A 24648-nucleotide genomic window follows, 5' to 3' on the forward strand; every position below is an offset into this window, starting at 1 on the left:
TTATAGCCAAATTTTATATAAAAATAAAGGACTGTATTTAGTCCTTTTTATTTAAGCTAATTTATATTTAAAATTTAGTAATTCATTGGTTCACAATGCTCAAAGATTATCGTGTCGAACTTTTCACTACTTACTTCCAAAGCCTTTTCAGAATTAACAGTCCAAGCAATAGTTATAATTCCTAATTTTCTTAAAATTTTTAGAGAAAGATTATCTGAATCTATCCAATTATATGCTATAAAATGAGGTCTACTTTTACAATTTAATAATAAGTATTCTAGGACTATTTTAAGTGTTTTCGGAGATTTATTTTCTTTAGGAAACTTCATTGAAAGTTGTCCTCTTATTACTTCTGGCATATTCTTTTTTATTCTGCTCAGTATTAAAGGATCAAAAGATTCAATACAAAAATTACCTTTATATTTTTTAAGCTCGTTTTCCACAGCTTTACACAAACCATCTCTATCACTATTTGATTTTATTTCAATTATTAAAGGAACTTTTCCATCTACTAAACTAAGTACCTCACTAAAAGTAGGAATTTTATACTCTGTATCAGCTAATGTTAAGTTTTGTAGTTCCTCTAATGTGCAATCACTTATTTTTTTATTTAAACCTGTCATCCTTAATAAGTTATCATCATGAAATACTACTGTTTTCTTATCCTTAGTAAAAGCAACATCTAATTCAATACCATAATTGTTTTTAATGGCGTTATTAAAAGCTTCTAATGAATTTTCTGGTATTACTTGGTCGTTAGAATACAACCCTCTATGTGCAAATTTAGTACTTGTCAACCATTCTGTCTCCTCTACATCCTTCTTATCTCCATATATAAGAAAGATATATATTACAAGTAAAATAACTATATCTAATCCAACTGTTACTATTATTTTTCCAAAATTCTCATACATTCAATCATCACCCATCTATAAATTATATATCTTTTTCCATTTATTATCCAACTTATTTATTACTTATTAATAAATTTATATGAATAAATAAAGAGAACTATATCTACTAAATAAATTTAATTTATTAGTATCTATAGTTCCATGTATGATTATAAGAATTTTTTCCATTCTTCTTGATTATCTTTTTCAAAATCTAACAATTTATTTGCTAAGTCTAAAACATCTTTATCTGCATCATCATATTGGTTAATTCTCTTAGTTGCATCAATTACTCCCATAGTGCTTCCTTGAATAAGCATTTCTGAAAGATGTGACGGACTTTTATCAGTTAAAGTTTTCATATTTATCATAATATATGTTGTGATTTTTTGAAACTTATTAATATCTTTTGGGTCATGTCCTCTATCTTTTATCATCTTCTCAGAATCTTTAAATATTTTATTATATTCATTGTATTGAGAGTACAAAATATTTTTAAATTCTTGATTTGTAGATTTCTCAGTAATATCAATAAGATGTTTTATTGTTTCAGTACCCATCTCAGAGTTTTGGTATATAAAATTTAAAATTTCTATGTTTCCATCCATTCAAAACACCTCCTAAAAAATATTATTTCCTCTATTATTTTTTTTATTTAATTATAAATAGTTTTTTATTATATTTAAATAACGCTACAATTTAACCTAAATATGTCCAAATATCGAGAATAAATCTTTATATTCCTATTTTTTAATATTTGATAAATTTTATACAATATTGTAAAATACTCTTTGCTATGATTTTAATAAATATATAATTTTAAAGGAGAAATCGATGAATACTTTTATATCAATTTTATTTACTATTCTTTTTATAGGTGTTCCAACATATTATTTTACTATTTTATTTTCATCATACTATAAACAAGTAAGAAAAAATAAGGACAAAATAAAAGTTGTATTAAATGTTAGCTCATATACAACTTATCTTGCTGCAATAGTATTAGTTATTGCTACAATAGCATTTGGTATATATTCCTTATTCAACAAAACTTTTGTATTATTACTAATACCAATGATTTTAATAGATATACTAGTTTATTTTTTAATAAAATTATCAAGTTCAAAGTTCTACATATTCGATAATTTTTTAATAATTAAAAATTTCTATGTTGAGTTTAGTGAAATAAAAAATGTTTTATTGAAGCCAGAAAATAAAGATAATCTGTATGAACTTTCAATTTCTACAAAGGATTTTCTTCATACTATAAAAATAAAAACAGAAGATCCTAAATCGCTAATAAAGGAATTCAAAACATCATTACCAAAAAATATTAAAATAAAAGAAGTGCCAGCTAAATAAGAGCTGCACTTCTTTTTCTATCTATTATAAACTTCTTGTTATGCTTTCTATTTCTAATAAACTATTATAAATTTCTTCACATCTGAATTGAGCGTATATAATTCTACCTATGTAATTTGAAAATTCTTCTTTATTTAACTTATCATATTCTAATCTTGCTTCTCTTAATGCTAATTCTATACCTTCATTAAAGTTACTACCACAATTGTTAAATCCCTCAATATCATCTTCAAAAATATAACTTATTTCACTTAAGCTATATTCTATAGGTTCCTTTATTCCATTTTCAAAAATTACTATATCATTTGATTCATTAACTAAAACATCACAAAGTGGGTTTTCTCCTAAAACACACGCCTCTTCTCTAAATTCCTTTATTAAATTTACCGCCTCATCAGCCAATTTTCTTAATACTTCAGCTCTTTCCATTTCCCCCATCACCTTTCGTACTGTTTTTACAATATAATTATATAATAAACAGCTTAAAACCTATGTCGAATTTTGTCACAATCATTATAGTAATATATTCCAACTCTTGTATATTAAATACATATTTTTTGTTATATTATTAACTTATAATATGCATTTTTTAATTTGTTTAGTCGCTATAATATTTATTACTTCAAAGATTTATTTTCCAAATATACTACTATATTAAATATCCTATTTTATCATTATTCTTTTAAAGTAAGTGGCTGTTACTGAATTAAACTTTCAAAATTACTTATAAAAAAATAAGCTCTTTATTCAGAGCTTTATTTTCTATATAAAAAGCATATATGCTTAAAGAAGTTGCACTTATATAACACTTCTAAAACCTTTTTGCCTAAGAAGCAAATGAATCTTCAACAGACTTAATTAATTCCTTTATTCCATCATTATCAATAATACTATTATTGTTACATATTAATACTATATTTCCAGTACTTCTAGTAAATCCCCATGTTTCTGCACTACTTTTGTCTTCATTTCTCGATGTTTTTTTAATTATAATTTCAGGGCAACTCTTTATATCACCTAAATCAATTTCACCTTTTATTCCACTTTCTTTAAATAGCTCAATTTGTTTACGTATCTTTTTAGCCATATAATATATATTTAAATTTTTACTATTTATATTTATGATTAATATCTCTTTTAATGGATAGTCTTGATTTAGCAAATTTTTAACTAGTCTAACTAAAGCTTCTGAATCTTCCCCTTCCACTACTATCACTACTGATACAGAATACTGCAACAAATCATAATCTCTAGATTTATAAGAAAAAGAAATAACCTTCTTGATTACTATATATAATAATAGTATTACTAAATAAGAACTTAACGTAAAATAAGCTTTAGATCCAAAAGTACTACACATGTATAGAAGACCTAAAGCTATTATTATTAAACTCATCAAAATTCCTATATTTCTACTAAAGTTTGAATTACTCATTTTCTTATCCCCCACGTTTTAACAAAAGTTCTATTCCTTTTACTATATGATTCAATATTGAAAAAATTTAATGTTTTTCAATATATTTTTAACTTTTATTCATTTTCTCCGTTAGAGGTTGTTGTGGTAATATTAAGAATCCTTTCTGGAAGAACAAATATATAAGCTAAAAGAAATACAAAAAGATAAATTATAAAAATTAATCCTGAAAAAATATAATACAACATATTCTTATTAGATAATCTTTGAATAATTTTAATAAGCTTTGCTTCAAGGTCAATTATAGTTTTTACTATATATTTACGTACCTTCATCCCTCTTAGCTTATTAGCTATCTTTGGACTATATCTGAAATAAAACTCTAATGAGGCTTTTCCAATCTTATTTTTTATAAGAACATTATCTCTATACCATCTAAGCAAGTCTAATTTAGGAGCAACAGTAGTTCCGTATGCTGCTGTTGATATAAAACACCATCCATCTTTTTTAGGCTTATTAGGATAAGTATTTTTAGATACATTATTTGATACTATCTCATTATCATCGATTTGTGTTATACGTTTGAAAGAAGATACACTTATAGTATCTTTAATTTCTGATATATATGTTAAATCATCATGTTCAACTCTTGAAAATATAACTGTTCTTCCAGGCTCCAATTTACTTACAAGATTTTTGTCTACAGCATTTTTATAGAATTTAAATTCTTTTCCATTACTATCTATTATTTTACCTCTAGCTAATTCCGTATTATACTCTTTAATCACTCCATTTTTATTGATGATTTCTTTTCCTTCACCTAAATCTATACTCTTTAAAATTTCCTCAATATAATCATAATCTACTAATCTAGTACTAACGTCATGATCACATAATCCAGATATTAATCTATGTAACACCTTTCCGTTACTTTGCTTTTTTATAATACTATCAGTTACTCCATTAGGATAAATAAAAGACCCATTCTTTAATGTACCTTCTTTAAAACTATCAGATTCAATTATTATTTGATGTAAAATAACACCTAGTGAAAATGCGCCTACTTCTTCTGATGTTGCAAACTCTCCCCAATTATTATTTATATCATTAAGCTCTGGAGCTGAATAACCTAATAATGTACGTCCGAAATTAATATGATTTGAATCAAGGTGACCATTTTTCATTTTGCAAATCCTACCTAGCCCAACAAACCTAGGTACATAATCTTTTAATAGTAAAATATGCTCTGGGCTTAATGCTAAGTATGCATAATTTTTATCTTTTAATAACTTTAAAAAATAAAGTATTGAAAGCCCTAATCGAGCTATTTTAGAAGAATCTATTTTAGTTGTAGCTACTCCATTGTAATTTCTATATCTAAAGCTATGCTTATTAATTTCATCTGTTAAAGTTGAAGCTTGTTCAAAGTCTAATACAAGTATCGGCTCTTCATTTCTCATATTTTCACTCATATTTTTATCGTAAGTATTCTTAACATAAAACCAATCTAAAGGTTCTGGTAATAGAGGTGATGCTAAATCATTAAGTATATTTATTTGTTCAATTAATACACTTCTTCTTTTTCTAATACTTATTTCATCTTTTAAATCATTTGACCTATACTCAACAGTTTTAATTATTACTGGTTTGCATATATTGTCATCATATCCTAAAGAAAGGTTTGTTCTTTCATCTTTTCTATTGCATATAGAGTAAAACCATCTCCAATTGCCAGTACATATTTCTTCCATTTTACTTGGAGAAATCACTACCCATCTATTCTGTAAATTACAATTTGTTGAGTTTATAAAAATTTCTCCTTTGCTCCCAAATCTGTACCTCATTTTCCCCTCCCTTAAAACATGATTATTTTATCCTCTTATAGACATAAATGATTTATAAATATCATTTTTGACTTCTATCATATCATTATATCTTTCATTAGCATTATACTCTGTACACTTTTTAACTATATTGTATGTATACTCAGTACAGCTAAACTTTTTAAGATTATCTACAGGAATTCTTCCATATTCATCTTTAAGCGTTAACGATAAATTTTCACCGGTTAACATATGATACATAGTCGCCCCTAAAGAATAGATATCTACCCTTCTATCAAGTTTAGCAAGCTTAGATGGATTATTCATTTCTGGAGCTTTATATCCCCATGTACCAACTCCTGCTGATCCACATCCTTCAATATTACTCCTAGCATTACCTTGATTATCTTCAATAACCATGGTCATAGCGCCAAAATCTAAAAGTGTAAGGAATAAATCATCAGTAATAATTATATTTTCAGGTTTTAAATCTTGATAAATATAATACCTATTATAATTTTCTTTATCTTTTTTATGAAAACCACCTAATATTGTAGCTAGTTGGAGGGAGTATTGTAATACATCCCTCTCCCAGCTTTTATAAAACTTATAATTTCTAGAAAGCATAATATTCCTTATACCTGATTTTAAATACTCACCAAGGTTAATACCATTTATCATCTGCATAATTATATAAGGTTCATTGTATGCAACGTAGTCAGTACAAACAAATACTTTTCCATCTGTAGATAAATGTGGACCATAAATGCTTGGGCAAAAATCCTCAACTATATCATTTACGTTTGGTATCCTGCCTTCTCCTAAGGTTTTAAAATCAATTAAGCAATTATATTCAAATCTAGTTACTTTTCTTATTTTCTCGATTCTATCAATTCTGCTTCTATCTTTTTCATATGAAAACAATCCATTTTCTTTATCATATCTTCTTGCTTTAACTAATACAGTTCTATCTCCAAGTCTTGTGTCTTTAGCTTTTAGAATTACTCCAAATCCTCCTGAGACAGATAAGATATCATATACTGTATATCTTCCGCCTATTTTAATAGGAGAAACCACCTCTTCACCGTTCTCATTTACAAAAATTTGAATGTTAGGTATCTTAGAGCTTTTTGTGGTCCACATCATTTTATTCCTCCACTTCGTTAAAGTAAGCTTCTAAAATAAATTTTCCACTTAAAACTATAAAATCTCCATCTTCTATAACTACAGATTCATTAAAAGATAACACCTTAGGCTCATCTTCATCATATCTTTTAATATGAACTGAGCACTTTTTAGAAAGATTTCTTACATAATATTTATCGTCCTCTTTATATACAAGCAAATGCTTTCTACTAATTGCATTTTCATTATCTACTTCTTGTAAATCAATATCAGGTGTAAATTCAGAGCTATTTCTTCCGATTATTGTTTCATCATATTTTAATTCATAAACTTTAAAGATTTCATTATCTTTATAAAGAATAAGATTATTACCTTTTATATTTTCATAAGGGTTTACTTCTTCAGTATTTTCGAGTTCATCTTCTTCCTCTTCGTCTTCTTCATTAGCTTCAGTAATAACTATATCCTCTGCTTCATTCTCTTCAATATTTTCATCATCATTTTCATCTGAATCAACATCCTCTTCAGCAAGTATTACTTCGCTTTTAAGTTTATCATCAACAATGTCTATATCTATAAAACAATTTCTATCTTCAAAGGTTTCTTCAGTGTCTTCTATATCATTATTGTCTACAATATCTTCTTCATAACTCATATCATCTTCACATATAACGTCCTCAGTTTCATAGTCAGTATTTTCTTCAAATTCATCGCTTTGTTCCTCTATGTCATAATCATCTACAAATACATCTTCTAAAGGAGCTCCACAAAGCTTACATACAGTAAGATCATCAAATCCTTCACCTTCTAAATATTCCTTTGCACATTGAGGCCTTGGACATACTTTCTTTCTCATATTACCCTCCTATCTATTTCTCCTACGTCTTAATGTTGCATTTGTAGGAAAATCTATTTTTATAGTAGTTGTCGCAGAGTTTACTGGTCTTGTACTAGTTTTCCCCGCATTATTTATAGCTTGAATAGATATTGTGCCATTCTCTCTGAATTCGTCTATTAAAGCTCTATACTGATTTACAGCTAATGCATTTCCTAGCTCTTCATATCTATTTATTATCCATTCATATCTTTTTATCGCTGTATTATAATCATTTCTTTCTCTTGCAATATTTGCTTCATCTTCTAGCTTTTTAATTTCAGCTTCATAATAGCCTCTTTCTACTTCACCATCTTTTTCTACTAAACTTGTATTATCTCCTACATCCACACTTACATTTCTCACTATAAAGAAATTTCTATTTCCATAAAGCTTAGGTATATAATATTCAAGCTTAGCACTCATTATTTCTAAAGATGAATCACCGCTACTTCTTCCTGGTATAGTCATTAAAAAATAGAATTTGTATTCTTGATTTCTTTCTATATTAACTAAGTTAACAGTAGCTTTTCTTTCTTTATCAAGAATAACTTTTCCTAAATATGCCACTTCAGGAGTTCCTTTATAATGCTCTGTTACTCTAACATATTTAGGGAATGTTAATTCTAATTTAGCATTAGTAATTATAACCTCTGTAGAATTTTCAAATAGTTCTGTAAACATGTCCCTAGCTTCTTCTGGTTCATTTATAAGTTCTGTTCTACCATTTGATGGTTTAGCTAGCTTTTCTAAAAATGCAAAGTTTACATCACTTCCTCCAAAACCTAAGCAATCTATTGATATACCAGTTTCAGCTATTAGTTTAGCTTGTCTTATACCAGCTTCTTCAGTATCTCCATAAGGTACACCATCAGTCATAAATATCATCTTTTTTATCTTTCCATTATTATTGTTATTTAATATAAGTCTACCTAACTTTAGAGCTTCAGATATATTTGTATTTCCACTATAATCTTTGCATTTTTCTAAAGCTTCAGTTATTCTTTCTTTATCAGACCCTGGTAAGTTTTGTACTATTATATGTGGAGTATCATCATACGCTATTACTGTAACATTATCTGTTGGTCTTAAAAGCTCAACAACCTTATTTACTGCTTCTAGTGCTATATCAAGCTTTGTAGTGCCTCCAGTAACTATATTATATTTAACTCCATCAATTATTTGCTTCTTTCCTGTAGGAGTAGTTTCCCCTCCAACTATTTTAAACATTGATCCACTAACATCGATAAGAAGACATAGGTCAACACCATTATTAATTTGTTTTTCCCCTTCAAGCCTTTCTTTTACTTCGTCACTTGCATAAACTGATAAACAAGCCTTTACTACATGCTCTTTATCATCACAAAGTATATAAGGATCGCTTATCTTAGTTTCTAATACTAATTCTCCAGCCATTTTACTCCTCCTTCAATTAATTCATATTTACTTCTATCAATATACTTGTGATATTATCTCCACCACCATTATCATTTGCTGCTTGTGTTAAATTAGACGGAATATCTAATACACTTTCCATATTATCTTTAGCTACTATATACTCTTTTAGTTTTTTATCAATATTCCACAAATTACTACCATATCCTAATGGACTAATATAATCTGTAACACCATCAGAGCATATTAATACTATGTCTTTATCTTCTAATGTTATTTTCTTAATATTTAAGTCATCATCTTTAACTATTTTTGCTTCTATATTTATGTCATTGCCTCCAATACAATTAGTTAAAGCTTTAAATCCATCAACATTACTGCATTCTCCCCAGCTATAACCATTCTTTAAAAGCTCTGTTCCGTAATTTTCTTCATAGTTTAAGAGGTTTAGCCCTTTGTTTTTGTTAAACAAATATATTTTACTGTCACCTAATGATGTAAAGTACATTATGTTTTCTATAATAATTACTCCTATAAAGGTAGCCCCCATAACTGTACCCCACAATTCCTTATCGCTATTCCTAACAATTGAATTGTTTATCTTAATATTACTATTATTTATAATTGAAAGAAAAAATGACTTTACATCACTTAAAGTTTGTAAATTCTCATATTTTTCTTTCCAAATTTCAATAGAAGTATCTTTTACTATGTTAGCCGCCTCATATCCTGAGCCATAATTTGTTGTTGAAATTCCATCAGACACCATAGCAAATATTTTATGATTTTTAGCATCTTCTAAAACAATATAACTATCTTCATTAGCTCGTTCTTTTAAATTATCATCCTTATTTTCTACTTTAGACTTTTTATAATTTCCCATATCTGATGAATAAGAATATTTAAAACTTATATCTTCAAAATTCTGTTTTTTATTTTTACAAATTTCTTCAAAAATAATTAGTGCTTCTTCAACATTTTTATATCTATCTTCTGGAAATAATGTTGTAGTTTTATAAATCCATTCATGAAGCTCTACAGGTATTTCTTCATTAAAAGCAGTTATAAAATATGCTAAGTAGGTTTCATGTGACCTATTTTCAATTACTTTTCCTTTTAACGCCAAAACCAAAAGAAGTCTTCCAATAATATATACATCCGAAGAGTAAGTAATGTTTTTACTATTACCATATAAGACTTCTGTTGAAGAGATTCTTCCAGCTTTATATTTTGAATTATCTGAACCTTTAGTTATATACGGTCTTATTTGCTTTAAATGCAAAGTTTCTATATTCTCATCACTTATCCATAATTGATCTAAATCTATAGAACCTAAAATCTTTTTCTTTCTATTTATTGATTTTATAATATCTCCTACTCTATTTATTACAAAGTCAATGATTTTAAAGTTTATATCTTTTTCTTTAATATATTCTAATAAAGTCATCTCTTTATTGTAATTAAAATATGCCTTACCAGAGTCAATATATAAAGGACTTTCAATATATTTGTTGTCGCAATTAATAATATCGTCTTGTTTCAATGTAGTATCTATTAACAATTTATTATCTATACTTATCTTCCATTTACCTATGTCTCTTTTTATTTTCTTTCCACATTTACTACAAAACTCATTATCAATGCTAAACTCATTACAGTAGGTACATAAAACAGACATACTATCCTCCTTTCAAAATATTTAACTCTATGGTTAAAAATTTATATTTAATTATACGTAAACTTAACTTTTATATTACTAATTCACAAATAATTTAAGGAAATTTCAGGTATCCTTCTGAATAATAGTAAAAAAAGAATGAAACTATTAATTAAAATAGCTTCATTCTTTTTCATTTGAACTTACTTCTGAAAACTTCTGTGATTTATGAGTTAACCTTTCAACTATCTCATAAGGTATTTTTAAATATCTTTCTAAATTTTCTTCACTTATTTTTTTAACAATAATATTTATTAACTCAACTATTAACATTGAAGCAACAGCATCTAGTACGAAATGCTGCTTAATAAAAATAGTTGATAATATTATCAAAATCCCTACAGCTTGTGTATAGTAGTACACATATTTACTATTTTCCTTTTTTGTGTATCTCATAATAAAATAAGTTCCTAACACATGTAACGATGGAAAGCAATTAAAAGGTCTATCAAGTGAATATATAATCTTAACTATACTACTTAAGATACCATTACCTGTTACTGTTGGCCTTACTATCTCAGTTGGAAAGATTAAATAAATAGTGTAACTAAAGAACATTCCTAAATATAAACCTAATATACATCTCATGTATTTTTTTCTATCATTTAAAGATAAAATAAGAAAGCCTATTATCATATATAAGTACCAATAAACATATGGAATAATGAAGATAGGTACAAATGGTATCATTCTATCTAAAGCTATAGTTAAATCAAATCCTTCTTTATGAATATGATTAGTTATAAAATAGATCACATTAAACATAGGAAACAAAATTAACCATAATAAATCGAGTTTATACTCATATTTCTTTACTTCGTTTATTACTCTTTTTAGCATCTTCCTACTCCCCCTAAAATACGCTCGTTTTATTATATAAAGCTATTATATTCTCAATTTCATAAATCTTTCACAAGAATATATTTATTTAATCTCTCTATGTTCTGTTGATTTATATATCTTATAATTTAAATAAAATAGATGGATATAAAAATAATTATTTTTATATCCATCTATTTAATCTTTATATTATTCTATTATATAATCTTTTAATATTTCTCTTGGTAAACTAGTGAATTTTTCACTTGCTTCACCATTGCCTGTAATGGCTTTTTCTATTCCACTAATACCTATAACATGAATATGAGTTTTGTTTTCTAACTCTTCTAAACATAACGTTAAAGTTAGTCTATTACTCGCTCTAAAATATTTTTTTTCATAAACCATAACAACTGCTTTATTTTTACCTTGTGAGTTAATTTCATGAAAATCAATCTTTTCTGTAATTGTTCCTGATATTATACCTGCATCTAATCTCTTAATGGTTTCATCTAAAGTTAATTTCACATCAAAACTGTATATTCCCATAATTTTCTCCCCCTTTTATTCCCTATACCTTATATAATGTCTTAACATTATATCACATTTTTATATGGATATATATATTAAATTATGTTTTTATTGTAATTTTTTTAATTATATTCTTTCAAAAATATAGTTTAATTAAAATTTAGCTAATTATTTTCTTTTATATATCCCTTTCTATAAGACATGAGCAATAACTTTAGCTCTTTTATTTTTTCTTTTTAAAAAAATAAACACTACCCTAAGAATATTATTCTTAATAGTAGTGCTTATAAATTCCGTATATAATTATATTCTACCTAATACATTTATTCATTTAAATTATTTGCATCATTTACTAAAACATTATTAGCATTTATAAAACTCTACATAAGTATTTGCCAAAGCTAAATTAATAAAATCATTTGTTACATAGGCATTATCACTAAATAATAATCCGTAATCCCCATAAAACCTACTTAACATTAATATAATATAAAAATTTATAGGACTTATATCTATAACACCTGTAAATACAGGGATTACAGCACTTGCATTAGAAATTAAGTAAGTTAAGGATGGTACAAATTCTGTAGTAATATTATATTCATTATCTAAAACATTTTTAATAAATTTATCTGCATTATCATCTTCATGTATTGATATATTTTCATAATCTTTAATATTCCCTTTTTGAACTTCATTAATAAATAAGCCAATTATAAAAAAATATAATTCAATTTGTAAATTTCCAACTCCAGTTGAACTGTAGGTACTTGGATCCATAGGATTATACGTCTTACCTACATTTGACTTTGTATTAAAACTTAAGAATAAATACAATCTATTATTATTTCTATATATTATCTTACCATCTTTAACAAAAGGGTTATTACTGCCTAAAAACTTAGCACAAGGAGGTAGTTTGAAGCTATCAAAATCCTCACAAAATGATTTTTTTCTTTTTTTTCTTTTTGTCATAGGTTTCCTCTATAGAATTACTATATACTATATTATGAATTTCTTGGTTCTACTAGCACAGGAATATTTTCACTATCTAGATTACAATAACCTATATCATACTCCTTGAGATTATAACTTCTATTTTCTATAGCATATCCAAAGCTAAGATGAACCTCTACCCCATTAACTATATAGATATTCTCTCCTCTTTTCTCTCCAATTACATTAAAAATATTACATGCTGCATTTATATGTTCTTTAGAAACGACTATACAAATACTTTCAGGACAGATGCACTCCTCTCTACATTTTATATAATCATTCATAATAGCCCAACGTATACAATTTCTATCTAATATGTTTTTTATTAAAAGTAGTACTTCAAAAGTTCTATCTCTTCTTTTTGCAAAAACAAACTCTCTCATTGCTGGTTCAATTCCAACAGTATAACTTGTTACTAAATCATCTACTCTTTTACAAAAATCTGAAAAATATCTTTTTTTAAACTCAATAAATACGCACTTAGTTAAATATTCTTCATTTTTATTCTTATTACAATCTAGTAGCTTTCTATAAACTCTCTTTTCTGCACTTTCGTATTTCTTTTTAATTTTAGATATTCTCTTTCTGCATATTAACCCTTTTAACTCTTTTAAATCTGATGACACATTAATGCCTCCTAAAATTTAAATGTTAATATAATAATACAAAAATTTTCTTTAGAATGTTCTTAAATAAATAAACTATAAATCTTAAATAAAAAAAGAGATGAAATTCACCTCTTTTAATTAGTTTATTTATGATATACTCTTCTGTTTTTAATACCCTAATAAATCTTCATATTCTCTAATTTTATCGTCTTTATTATCTTCTTTAACTTCAACTTTTTCTACTTCTATTATTTCATCCATTTGAATTACGTTTTTTGATTCCTCTTTACACATATCAAATCCTCCTTGAATAATAATTGAATACGTTTACTTAAAGTGTAATAAAATACTTTGATATAAGTATAACATACAGTTATATCGTTTACCATATATTTCAAATTATAATTGTAATTAAATTTAAATTGTAATTTGAAGAAGCTTTAAATCATATCTTATATAAATTATATATAATCATAGCTTACTTCACTTATAAATAGCTTTAAAGTTAAGAGTTAATATAAAAACTACTATACTGTCTTTATTTCTAAACTCTTAACTCTACTAACTATTTTTATATACTATCTTCAACTTATAATTATGGTTACACTCTTGAATATAGCTCTAATGGTAATTTATCTGGATCCTCAAAGAAAGTAAACTTTCTACCTGTACATTCATCTATTCTTATAGGTTCAGTTTCAATTCCTTTTTGGTTTAGCTCCTCAACTGCTTTTTCTATATCATCAACTTCAAAAGCTAGATGTCTTAAGCCTTGAGCTTCAGGATAGCTTGGTCTTTTGGGTGCATTAGGAAAAGAAAATAATTCTATCTGGCTATCTCCTATTTCTAAGTCTAACTTGTATGAATCTCTCTCTTCTCTATATACCTCTCTAATAATTCTAAGACCTAGCTTTTCTACATAAAACTCTTTAGATATTTTATAGTCTGAGCATATTATTGCTATATGATGTATCTTTTTAAACTGCATAAATCCCCCTAAAGCCGTATTATAATAAGTATTTTTTCTTATGCTTAAATAGCAAATATATAAATTTTACTTATCTGTTTTTGATAATTCTTGTTCTTTAATAAGAACTCTCTCTTCGTAACCATCAATCTTTTTATCAAGCCTATCTAAAGTCTCTTGCATTTCTGTAATTTTATCTGCTAAATGATTACGTTGTTCTATTAAAAGCTCTTTTCTAGCTTTTATTGTAGAATTACCCTCTTGGAACATTTTAACATACTCTATTAAGACTTCAATTGAAAGTCCTGCACCTCTCATACATTTTATAAACTGTACCCAATTGCAATCTTCTTCAGTGAAATCTCTTACTCCACTATTATTTCTGTTTACGGGAGGAATTAATCCAATTCTTTCATAATATCTCAATGTATCTGCTGTTAAATTATATTTTCTACTTACTTCTGTAATTGTCATATACTATCTCCCTTTTATCTTTAAGCTATATTTATTTATTTTCAAAAGTCATAGCAACATTCTTTAGGTATTCTGTTATATTTAAATGCTGTGGACAACTTTTTTCACACTTCTTGCAATTAATACATTCAGAAGCTTTTCCATATGTTTTAGTTAAATTTGCATAATATACACCTTGAGTAGAAAAACCTTTGCTTTCTGATTGCTTTTCTGCATTATATAAAGCAAAATACTTTGGTATATCAATTTTTTTAGGACATCCATCTACACAATATTGACATGCAGTACAAGGTATTTCTATAGAATCATTTATTATATCTACTACCTTATTTATAATATCATATTCCTCTTCATTAAATGGTTTAAAATTCTCCATATATCCTGTATTATCTAATAGTTGCTCCATTGTAGACATTCCACTTAAGACCATCATAACATTTTTATGGCTTGCTGCAAATCTAATTGCCCAAGATGGAACTGACATATCATTGTGATATTCTTTGAATAATTGCTCTGCTTTAGGTGGAACGTTAGCTAATGTTCCTCCCTTAATTGGCTCCATAACTATTACAGGTTTATTATGCTTTGTAGCTACTTCATAACATTTTCTTGATTGAATACTTTCATTATCCCAGTCAATATAGTTAAGTTGAAGCTGAACAAAATCAACCTCTGGATGCTCTGTTAGAATTGTATCTAATAGGTCTGCAGTATCATGAAATGAAAATCCTATTTTTTTAATTTTACCTTCTTCTTTCTTGCTTTTAATAAATTTAAAAGCATCAAATTTCTTTGCTATCTCATAATTACTCACTCCAAGGTTATGAAGTAAATAATAATCAAAATACTCTACTCCAACTTTATCTAACTGTTCATTAAAGATTCTCTCTAAATCTTCTTCCTTTTTCAAAAACATAGTAGGCATTTTTGTTGCAATTGTAAAAGCATTTCTTGGATAACGTTTTACAACAGCTTCTTTTATTACTGATTCACTTATAAAATTATGATACATATATGCTGTATCAAAATAAGTAAATCCTCTTTCCATAAATACATCTACCATTTCATTTACTTGTTTATAATCGATACTAGATTGGTCTTCCTTATTTGTAATTGGTAGTCTCATAAATCCAAACCCTAATTTCTTTTGCTCCATAGTTTTATCCTCCATTTATTCTCTCTTATTAATTCAATTAAATAAATACTCTTTTTATATAAATTTTACCTAATCCCACTATACTCCTTAGAGTTAACTCCAAGTCAATATTTTTTATATTAAAATAAAAAATAAAAAGGTAGCAGTAACATATTTTCTAGTCACTACTACCAAAATCAAACTTTTAGCTTAGTCCATATTTTATATCTTCAACTCATCTTTTATAAATTAAAAACTTCTAATAAACTAAAACTAAATCCATTAACATATTTGTATAATAAGTAAAGTTTTTAAAATCTAAGGGCTCCATAGCTGATAATATTCCTTCAATGTATGCAGTCATATCTTCTATATATTTAAGCAAGTACTTTTTACTATTAGTATATCCTTGAATATAGCTATCATCCTTTAGTTTATCTGTCATAGGTTTTACAATATCATATATAGCTTTAAGTCGTCTTCTATTTCTTACTTTAAACTCATCATCAATCGGTAAATTTAATATAATTATATTTCTTAATTCATCACATACATCTCTTAAGTTATAAACTGAATCATCTAAATCTACTGCATCTTTTTTGCCCATAATCTTTGTAATCAACAATTTATCCAAAATCAATCCCCCCCATCCTAGCTACCGCTATCTTAATTATATTTTGAATAAATTATATCATCTAATCTTAAAATAACAAACTTTCTTTTAAATACTTTACTCTATAACTTTAACCTACTCATTAACCATTATAACCCTCTTAGCAATGCTTGCAGCATGGTCTGAAATTCTTTCAATATTTGTTAATAAATCTAAATATATTATACCTGAATCTACACTGCAAATATTTTTGTTTAATCTTCTCATATGTTCATTTCTATAATCTTTATCTAATTCATCTACAGTTTCTTCTAGTATAATAACACGCTTAGAAATATTTACGTCATTTCCTTTCATAGCATCTAAAGCTAAACTATACGCCTCTAAAGTTTTATTAAATATATTTTGTATTTCGGCTATAGCTTCTTCTGAAAAGTTAACATTATTATTAATAGACTCTTGTGCTAATTCTGCAATATTCTCTGATAAATCTCCAACTCTTTCAATATCATTTATTGTATGGAATAATAAATCTAGAGATAACCTCATCTTTTCATCTAATGCCTTATTTGAAAGCTTTATTAAATAATTTATAATTTCTTTTTGCTGAGCATTTACAAGCTTTTCTTTTTCTAAGCTTTCATTTACACCTTTTTGAGACTTATCAATCAAAGCATTTGTAGCACTACTAAAACAATATTTAGCTTTTCCACCCATTCTAAGAGATTCTCTAATTATATTACCATAAGCTATTGCAGGTGTTTCTAACATTCTAGTGTCTAAGTATTTTGTAATAGCATTGTCAACTTCTTCTTCACCAGCTTTATCAGGTATAATTAACATAGCTAATTTAACTATAAACTTAGAGAATGGTAGTAACAATATCACATTTACTATATTAAATAAAGTATGTGAATTTGCTATTTGCCTTGCAGGATCAGTTGGATTTAAGTATTGAACCACCATAGTTATAGGTTTATTTAATACAAGCATAAATAAAATAGTTCCAATTACATTAAAACACAAGTGCATAGTAGCAGCTCTTTTAGCATTCTTATTTGCACCTACGCTTGAAATAAGAGATGTTGTACAACTACCTATGTTATCACCATATAATATAGGTAATGCTGCTTGTAGTGGCATTAATCCTTGTGAAGACAATGCTATTAATATTCCCATAGATGCACTAGAACTTTGTAATATGGTTGTCATTAAAAATCCAGCAATTAAAGCTAGAATTGGTTGATGTGCAAGCTCTGCTAATACTTTTCTCACAGCTGGATATTCTGATAGAGGAGCTACTGCATCCTTCATAAACCTCATACCTATAAATAATATTGCAAATCCAATTAGTATTTCAGATATATTTTTAAGCATAGGCTTAGATTTTGAGCCAATCATATGTAAAACTATCCCTATTCCAAGAGCTATGGATGACAATATACTAACATCAAAAGATACAAGCTGAGCTGTAACTGTTGTTCCTATATTAGCACCCATTATTACTCCTATTGCTTGATAAAGGCTCATTATCCCTGCATTAACGAATCCAACAACCATAACAGTTGTCGCCCCACTACTTTGAATTATCCCTGTAACTACAGTTCCTACTAGTACACCCATAACTATATTACTAGTTAAAAGACCAATAGCTTTTTCTAATTTAGGACCAGTTGATTTTTGAAGACCTTCACCCATAACACTTATTCCATAAAGAAATAAACCAAGGCCTCCTATAAGACTAATTAATATATACAAATTATATTCCCTCCTAAAAATGTAACTCTTATTATTTTCTTTTTTATGAGGTCAGTCTATACATATATTTTTAAACTTTCTTATTTATTTTTTAGCTTTGCTTCTCTATATCAATAATTAAATACTCTGACTTAGAACCAGTCCTTATTGGATAATTCCATCCTGATATTCCTGACGAAACTATTATTTCATAATCTCCTATTTTTTTATATCCATATTCTAATTCATTAAAGTTAAATAATTCACTTATTAAACCTGCAGGCCAAATCTGACCTTTATGAGTATGACCTGATAATTGCAAATCATATCCTAATGAGCTATTTAGATTAAGCTCTGATGGCTGATGGTCTAAAAGTAATATAAACTTACTCTTATCTATACTAGCAATTAAATCCTCACTACTTTTCCTTCCTTCTTCTTTTGAAAATCCTTCGTCATCTCTGCCAACAATAACAAAATCATCATTAATTTCATATCTTTCATCTACCAATACATGAATATTATTCGATAACAACTCATTCTTTAGTTCATCTTTAGTATAACTAGGAATAGATGAATACCTAGCATCATCATGATTACCATATATATAAAATACACCATATTTACTTTTAATATCTCCAAGAATTTCAGTAGCTTCTTTCATCTGCTCAACAGTTGTTTTTTCATCGACAATATCCCCACAAAGCACTACAATATCAGGTTCTGCTTCTTCAATATCATTACAAACTGCTTGTAGCTTCTCTCTATTCATAACAGTTCCATAGTGAAGGTCAGAAATCATTGCTACTCTATAGCCTTCATCTCTTATATTCTTATTTGTATATATCTTATAATCCTTCTCTACTATGTCATTCATATTCCAATATCCATAAGCTAATATAATTGCTGTTAATATAATTGGAACAATTCCACTTTCATATACTGTTCTCCATTTATTAAAAGCTATAGTATTTCTTTTACTTAGAATCTTAAATATATAATTTAAAAGATCCATAACAAGTGCTAAAACCACGATATGAAGCAGTACAACAATACCTATACCTAAATCTCTGAGAGAAAAATACATAATAATAAGTACTAAGGAAATAATTATTAATTTTACTTGGTTCTTTTTAACATCTACTTTTACTCTTCGTAAAGCTCTTGCAATATAATAATATAAATAGATGCTAAGCAATATCATAAGTAATGCTGGAATAATAAAGTATAATATATTCATATAATCTCCCTCCCCTTTTATTCTTTATAATCTACTTCCTATATAAATAAACCATACTCCTTAAAGTTAACTTTAAGTCAATACTTTTACATTAGAATAAAATAAGGCAGCAACAACGGTTATACGTTATTACTGCTTATTCATTAATTATCTTCACATCATTTTTATAAACTGCTGCGTAACTTCTTTTATCCTTAAAACATTTTCTACATTCTTCTTTATTAAGCTTTACAAATATTTTGTTTTTACTTAATCCTGTTGGTTCTATCTTTTCAACTTCAAATATTTCTCCAATAAAGCTTTTATACCAACACTTATTTACACCTTCACATTTCTCTATCTTAACTTGCATAAATTCCCCTTCTATAATAATTAATTTTATACACTTAATTATTGTCAAATTTATACTTTTTAAACACTAAAGGGAATTTTTTTTATTAAATAGAGCCATTATTATATATAGTAACTTTATATATCTTTATTATATTAATTTTAACGAATGGAATTCTAAACTCTTTGTAATAATACATTTAACCAGGTAAGATTATCTCTTCCCCCTAAGGAGTCTCCTGTTATATAGATATTTTTAATATCATATTCTTTAATTTTCTTTATCATCTCAATAAAGCTTTCTTCTCTATAGCAATTAAAATATCTACCTCTTTCATCAACATATTCATTATCACCACATTTAAAAGATAGGTAAAATACTGCTCCTTCTTTTAAGTTATTAGAAAGCTTTCTTAGTACTTCTTCAATATTTTCTCTTTTAACATGAAGTAATGATGCACAAGCCCATATTCCATCGAACTTTTGATTTAATTGTAAATCCTCAAATTTACTGACTATTACATCTTGATTTATCAATTTTTCTGCTTCCTTGGCTAGTTTTACTGAACCATCCACTGCAGTTACATCATAGCCAGCATTTTTAAAATATAAACTATCTCTTCCTGAACCGCATCCAAGGTCAAGTATCTTACCACCGGACTTAACACTATTTAAAAAAGCCGTATATATATCACTTGTTTTTAGCGTCTTTGTAATTTCAAAGTATTCTTTTGCATTTTCATTATAATAGTTTAACGTTTCATTTTTCATATTATCACCTTATTCTTTAATAAACTATTTAAAGTTAGTTATTTTATATTTAAATGCGAAATCTTAAGTCATATCTAATCTTAAAATTTCTAATAAAAAAAGTAGTATTTAACATATGTTATTACTACTTTAAATCAAATCTTATAATAGAAATATTGATAAAAAACCTATTCCATTTAATATTAAAGAAGTCTTTCTATCTCCTTTTTTATGTGCGTAAATTGATAATGCTAAAACTGATATCAAATATAAGTCTACCATCAAATTATAATCTATTCCTAAAATTATATTTTCTATACTCATAAAATTCCTGTCATTCACTTTCTTTTAATTTCTATTCCACATAAGTATATACTATTTTTAAGTTTTAATAAACATATTATTATAATAACTAATAATATTGAAATATTAACCCATTTATAATTTCTACATAAATTATATTATAAACACAAACTAAAGATTTATGGAGGAACAATATGTATAGATTTAAAAATTTAAATCCTACTGATGGATTTGACTTTAATAATTTAGATAATGCTAGACAAAATAACTATGCTTGGGCAATTGCAGAGCTAGGTGACTATGTTTATGTTGGTACAGGCCGTAACGTTCCTTTAACAATTCTTCAATCAATTGCACCAGATATAAATATTCCTGCTATTTTAAAAGCTACTAATCAGGATAACCTTGCAGAAATATGGAGATATAAAAAGAATGGAGAACTTCCTTGGGAAAGAGTATATAAAGCAAAGCCTGGTTCAGGTATTACAGGCTTCAGATTTATGATAAATGCCAAACCAGCAGGCTTAGCACAATGTTTATATGCATCAACTTATGGAAATCAAGTTAAAGTATTAAAATCCTATAACGGAATAAATTGGTTTGTTATGCCTTATGACACACTAGTTGGTAATTCATCTAGGTATATGGTTACCATAAAAGATAAACTCTATCTTGCAGTGGTAGATGAAATTAATTCTAGTGAAACTCCATTCCTTTATAGAAGTAAAGACCCTGAATTCTACCCATGGGAAAACGTAACAGATACAACTAATCCTGATTTTGACCCTGATAAAAATCCTCAAGGTGGAATAGCAAACATGGCTATTTTTAACAATAAGCTTTACGTATCAACTAGCAAATCATCTGGAGTTCAAGTATGGAGAAGCAATAAAGAAGTCCCTGAAATGAATGATTGGACACTTATTGTAGATAACGGTTTTGGAGATTCTGAAAATCAACTCTCACTTAGCATAGGAGTATTCAATAATTATATTTATGTAAGTGGAATTAAATCTCCTCCTTTTTCATGGGCAATCCCTGTAGGGTTTGATATTATTAGAATAGATAAAGCTGATAACTGGCAACTAGTTGTTGGTGGACGTCCTTTAACGCCTGCTAAACCAAGTAAAGGAATTAGAAATAAGAGCTTAAGTGGATATACTTCTGGATTCAATAATCCTTTTAATGTTTATGCATGGCAAATTCAAGAGTATAACAATTCTCTTTTAGTATCAACTTTTGATGATTCAAGTAATATGGAAGTGATTCTTAATACCGTACTTGCTAACAAAGAATATTTAATTAATGAAATAGGTGAAGCTGACACTGAAACTCTTATTAAGATATACCAAAAAATCGTAAAATTATTAGCAGAGACTAAATATCCGATAGGATTCGATTTGTATAGGTCAATTAATGGTAGATACTTTACTCCATTATTAAAAAATGGCATAAACAATATGAATAACTATGGAGGACGTATATTATATGTAGGTAAAGATAATAAGCTACTAATTGGTACTTCAAATCCTTTTGATGGCTGTCAAATATGGAGAGTCACTGAAGATTGTAACTGTAGAGATAATTATAATCATCACTCTACTGATATAGACAATAATTCAAATCTAAACGAAATCGAAAAAACTATATATGAAAACTTTAACTTTTTAAAATCTACTCTTACTAAAATAGCTAATCTATTATCAAGATAAACTTATCATAATTTCATTCAAAAATTTGATATGCTTTCATTATAATAAATTAGTATTCACATTAAATTAAGATATAATAATTAGGAGTTAGTGGTACATGATATACTACTAACTCCTCTATTTTAATTATATAGCTATTAAATTTTCAATTATTTCAGATTTTTTAGAATTTAAATAGTTATTAAACGCATCATGAAACTTATTAGAAATCCCCATTATTTTTCTTGTAGTTTCAGTTTGTGTTGCATAAACTCCTTGCTTAATATCATTAGCTACGTACATGTTTATTGCAGCAACACCTCTTGATATCTGCGTACTGATTGCCTTCATTAAAACATTTCTATTATGGTCTTCAGGCATATTTTTAAGCATTTTATTTGTATAATCCATTGTGAATATATATAAAGCAAAAGCTGCTATATCTTCAAAATAATTATTATCTTTATCTGTAATTTTCTTAGCTAGAAGCTTGTAGTTATTTTGCCCTTTATAATTTCTATCTAAAGAACCAGCAATAACATTAGCTATAACCTTAGCTCCATCCTCTTTACCTTCTACTCTTTCACGCATAAAAACAGAGATATTACCTTCAATTCCATTCTTCATATTTGTTTCTTTTATTAATTTGTCATAAGCCATATTTATTCCCCTCCCATAATCCGTCTATACATAAATATTATAACTTTTAGAAGTTTTTGTAAACATTTGCCTGGATTTTTTTGTTTGTTTTTCCCAAGGTAATATCATATTAAATACATGTAACTATTTTTGAAAACTTTAAAATCTATCTTCCAAAAATAGGTTCATTTTCATTTCTATTATATATTTTTATAAATGCTATTAAAACTGTTATATTTGCTATAACTCCAATTATATTAGCAATTACAAGAGTTTGTTGTGCAGGTAATAATAATTCTTTTTCTAACTCCGTTCCATTATTTATTAGTGTTACTAATGCAATACAACCAATATCATACAGTACTCCTCTTTGTAGAACATAAAATTCTGCTGCAATTACTGCATCAATATCAGGATTATATATTTTTTTAATACTCTTATCATACTTACTTCTTATTAAATCAATACTCTTTAATGTAGATTTCAAAAGAAAATAATCTCCATAAAATCTCATTAAAAAACAAGTAGCCTGTAAAAATAGTAAGTTTATACTATTTTTATCACATTTAAAAATATTAATTAGCAAACTAGCTTTATATTGCTTAGAAACTGCAATTACATTTAAACTGTAAAGAATTATACTTAATATTGATGCTTGCTTTACAAAGAACTCTGGCTCTAAAGATATCTCTTCTTCATTGTATCTTTCAGTTAACTGACTATATCTAGTAGAAGTTATATAATTATTTATAATATTAGCTATTAAGGCTAAAATTTGTCCTTGTTCTAATAATAGTATTGGATTATTATCTTCTTTTTTACCATAGCATATATTTATACTTTCAATTGTACCAATAAAAAGAAATACATCTGACATCATATATATATAAATAAAAATTAATTGTAGATGTAATAGTTCTAAGGCATTCCTGTCCTTATCCGATATATGTTTAAATTTTTCTTTCTCACTCCTTTTCTTTGAATATTTACACTTCATAAGTACTTCTCCTATATATACTTTCTCTGACCGAATTAATATAAAAATTTCTCTACTTCAAGATACTATTTATTTTAAATAAATGTTCTTTTTAATTCACTTTAACTTATATTAATCATCTAATACTATTTTAAAAACATATCTTGTCAAATTTATTGTTTTTGTAGTGATAAAGCTAATTAAATAATTGTTCTTATAAATTTCAATTATTT

At 26.7% G+C, this 24648-nt stretch carries 27 protein-coding genes; 2 read left to right on the forward strand and 25 right to left on the reverse strand.

Annotation, left to right across the window (positions count from 1 at the left end; all coding sequences use genetic code 11):
- Positions 1–74: 74 nt before the first annotated feature.
- The gene (locus LQE93_RS04595) at positions 75–914 is read right to left on the reverse strand and encodes a glycerophosphodiester phosphodiesterase family protein (protein ID WP_186838221.1); all 840 of its coding nucleotides are present in this window, start codon (positions 912–914) and stop codon (positions 75–77) included.
- 149 nt (positions 915–1063) lie between these two features.
- Positions 1064–1501 (reverse strand): hypothetical protein, encoded by a 438-nt coding sequence (locus tag LQE93_RS04600; RefSeq protein WP_231072206.1) that lies wholly within the window; start codon positions 1499–1501, stop codon positions 1064–1066.
- Positions 1502–1727: 226 nt separating this feature from the next.
- Between LQE93_RS04600 and LQE93_RS04605 the strand changes: the two genes are divergently transcribed.
- Positions 1728–2255 (forward strand): hypothetical protein, encoded by a 528-nt coding sequence (locus LQE93_RS04605; RefSeq protein ID WP_186838220.1) that lies wholly within the window; start codon positions 1728–1730, stop codon positions 2253–2255.
- Positions 2256–2279: 24 nt separating this feature from the next.
- Here LQE93_RS04605 and LQE93_RS04610 read toward each other — a convergent pair whose 3' ends face one another.
- The 21 genes from LQE93_RS04610 to LQE93_RS04705 form a co-directional block, all read right to left on the reverse strand.
- Positions 2280–2684: a hypothetical protein gene (locus tag LQE93_RS04610; RefSeq protein WP_055262871.1), complete on the reverse strand. Its 405-nt coding sequence runs from the start codon at positions 2682–2684 to the stop codon at positions 2280–2282.
- A 397-nt stretch (positions 2685–3081) separates the two neighbouring features.
- On the reverse strand, positions 3082–3690 hold the full coding sequence (locus LQE93_RS04615; protein ID WP_231072208.1) for a glycosyltransferase: 609 nt from the start codon (positions 3688–3690) through the stop codon (positions 3082–3084).
- Between the two features lie 95 nt (positions 3691–3785).
- The gene (locus LQE93_RS04620) at positions 3786–5513 is read right to left on the reverse strand and encodes a CFI-box-CTERM domain-containing protein (protein ID WP_231072210.1); all 1728 of its coding nucleotides are present in this window, start codon (positions 5511–5513) and stop codon (positions 3786–3788) included.
- Positions 5514–5540: 27 nt separating this feature from the next.
- Positions 5541–6638, reverse strand: a complete 1098-nt coding sequence (locus tag LQE93_RS04625) for a protein kinase domain-containing protein (RefSeq protein ID WP_186838217.1) — start codon at positions 6636–6638, stop codon at positions 5541–5543.
- A 1-nt stretch (position 6639) separates the two neighbouring features.
- Positions 6640–7473, reverse strand: a complete 834-nt coding sequence (locus LQE93_RS04630) for an FHA domain-containing protein (protein ID WP_231072212.1) — start codon at positions 7471–7473, stop codon at positions 6640–6642.
- Between the two features lie 9 nt (positions 7474–7482).
- Complete coding sequence (locus LQE93_RS04635; RefSeq protein ID WP_186838215.1) at positions 7483–8907, reverse strand: vWA domain-containing protein; 1425 nt, start codon at positions 8905–8907, stop codon at positions 7483–7485.
- A 16-nt stretch (positions 8908–8923) separates the two neighbouring features.
- Positions 8924–10564 carry a PP2C family protein-serine/threonine phosphatase gene (locus LQE93_RS04640; RefSeq protein WP_231072214.1) on the reverse strand — a complete coding sequence of 547 codons (1641 nt, stop codon included), beginning with the start codon at positions 10562–10564 and terminating at the stop codon, positions 8924–8926.
- 162 nt (positions 10565–10726) lie between these two features.
- A complete protein-coding gene (locus LQE93_RS04645) occupies positions 10727–11443 on the reverse strand; it encodes a phosphatase PAP2 family protein (RefSeq protein WP_231072215.1) in 717 nt (238 codons plus the stop codon).
- 189 nt (positions 11444–11632) lie between these two features.
- Positions 11633–11971 carry a DUF6054 family protein gene (locus tag LQE93_RS04650; protein WP_231072216.1) on the reverse strand — a complete coding sequence of 113 codons (339 nt, stop codon included), beginning with the start codon at positions 11969–11971 and terminating at the stop codon, positions 11633–11635.
- 345 nt (positions 11972–12316) lie between these two features.
- Positions 12317–12928 (reverse strand): hypothetical protein, encoded by a 612-nt coding sequence (locus tag LQE93_RS04655; RefSeq protein WP_231072218.1) that lies wholly within the window; start codon positions 12926–12928, stop codon positions 12317–12319.
- Positions 12929–12960: 32 nt separating this feature from the next.
- Positions 12961–13578 (reverse strand): hypothetical protein, encoded by a 618-nt coding sequence (locus tag LQE93_RS04660; RefSeq protein ID WP_231072220.1) that lies wholly within the window; start codon positions 13576–13578, stop codon positions 12961–12963.
- Positions 13579–13728: 150 nt separating this feature from the next.
- A complete protein-coding gene (locus LQE93_RS16780) occupies positions 13729–13854 on the reverse strand; it encodes a hypothetical protein (RefSeq protein ID WP_269144333.1) in 126 nt (41 codons plus the stop codon).
- A 307-nt stretch (positions 13855–14161) separates the two neighbouring features.
- Positions 14162–14548 (reverse strand): SMU1112c/YaeR family gloxylase I-like metalloprotein, encoded by a 387-nt coding sequence (gene gloA2, locus LQE93_RS04665; RefSeq protein WP_231072222.1) that lies wholly within the window; start codon positions 14546–14548, stop codon positions 14162–14164.
- Between the two features lie 66 nt (positions 14549–14614).
- Positions 14615–15001 (reverse strand): MerR family transcriptional regulator, encoded by a 387-nt coding sequence (locus tag LQE93_RS04670; RefSeq protein ID WP_231072224.1) that lies wholly within the window; start codon positions 14999–15001, stop codon positions 14615–14617.
- Positions 15002–15032: 31 nt separating this feature from the next.
- Entirely contained in the window at positions 15033–16157 is a 1125-nt protein-coding gene (locus LQE93_RS04675; RefSeq protein ID WP_231072225.1) for an aldo/keto reductase, read from the reverse strand.
- 238 nt (positions 16158–16395) lie between these two features.
- The gene (locus tag LQE93_RS04680) at positions 16396–16770 is read right to left on the reverse strand and encodes a hypothetical protein (protein WP_231072227.1); all 375 of its coding nucleotides are present in this window, start codon (positions 16768–16770) and stop codon (positions 16396–16398) included.
- A gap of 114 nt (positions 16771–16884) precedes the next feature.
- Positions 16885–18507, reverse strand: a complete 1623-nt coding sequence (locus tag LQE93_RS04685; protein WP_055262841.1) for a Na/Pi cotransporter family protein — start codon at positions 18505–18507, stop codon at positions 16885–16887.
- Between the two features lie 91 nt (positions 18508–18598).
- The gene (locus tag LQE93_RS04690) at positions 18599–19726 is read right to left on the reverse strand and encodes a metallophosphoesterase (protein ID WP_231072229.1); all 1128 of its coding nucleotides are present in this window, start codon (positions 19724–19726) and stop codon (positions 18599–18601) included.
- A gap of 136 nt (positions 19727–19862) precedes the next feature.
- Positions 19863–20078, reverse strand: a complete 216-nt coding sequence (locus LQE93_RS04695) for a hypothetical protein (RefSeq protein WP_055262837.1) — start codon at positions 20076–20078, stop codon at positions 19863–19865.
- A gap of 155 nt (positions 20079–20233) precedes the next feature.
- Positions 20234–20827 carry a class I SAM-dependent methyltransferase gene (locus tag LQE93_RS04700; protein ID WP_231072230.1) on the reverse strand — a complete coding sequence of 198 codons (594 nt, stop codon included), beginning with the start codon at positions 20825–20827 and terminating at the stop codon, positions 20234–20236.
- Between the two features lie 141 nt (positions 20828–20968).
- Positions 20969–21130, reverse strand: coding sequence for a hypothetical protein (locus tag LQE93_RS04705; protein WP_186838206.1), 162 nt, complete (start codon positions 21128–21130; stop codon positions 20969–20971).
- A gap of 173 nt (positions 21131–21303) precedes the next feature.
- On the opposite strand from LQE93_RS04705, the gene LQE93_RS04710 reads away from it, so the two are divergent.
- On the forward strand, positions 21304–22821 hold the full coding sequence (locus LQE93_RS04710) for a hypothetical protein (protein WP_231072232.1): 1518 nt from the start codon (positions 21304–21306) through the stop codon (positions 22819–22821).
- A gap of 126 nt (positions 22822–22947) precedes the next feature.
- Here the strand turns inward: LQE93_RS04710 and LQE93_RS04715 are convergent, their stop codons facing one another.
- Both LQE93_RS04715 and LQE93_RS04720 read right to left on the reverse strand, forming a co-directional pair.
- Complete coding sequence (locus tag LQE93_RS04715) at positions 22948–23460, reverse strand: hypothetical protein (protein ID WP_231072234.1); 513 nt, start codon at positions 23458–23460, stop codon at positions 22948–22950.
- Positions 23461–23605: 145 nt separating this feature from the next.
- Positions 23606–24436 (reverse strand): hypothetical protein, encoded by an 831-nt coding sequence (locus tag LQE93_RS04720; RefSeq protein ID WP_231072236.1) that lies wholly within the window; start codon positions 24434–24436, stop codon positions 23606–23608.
- Positions 24437–24648 lie beyond the last annotated feature (212 nt).

Origin of the sequence: Clostridium sp. NSJ-145, from assembly GCF_021044725.1 — a bacterium.
Lineage (GTDB): Bacteria > Bacillota > Clostridia > Clostridiales > Clostridiaceae > Clostridium > Clostridium disporicum_B.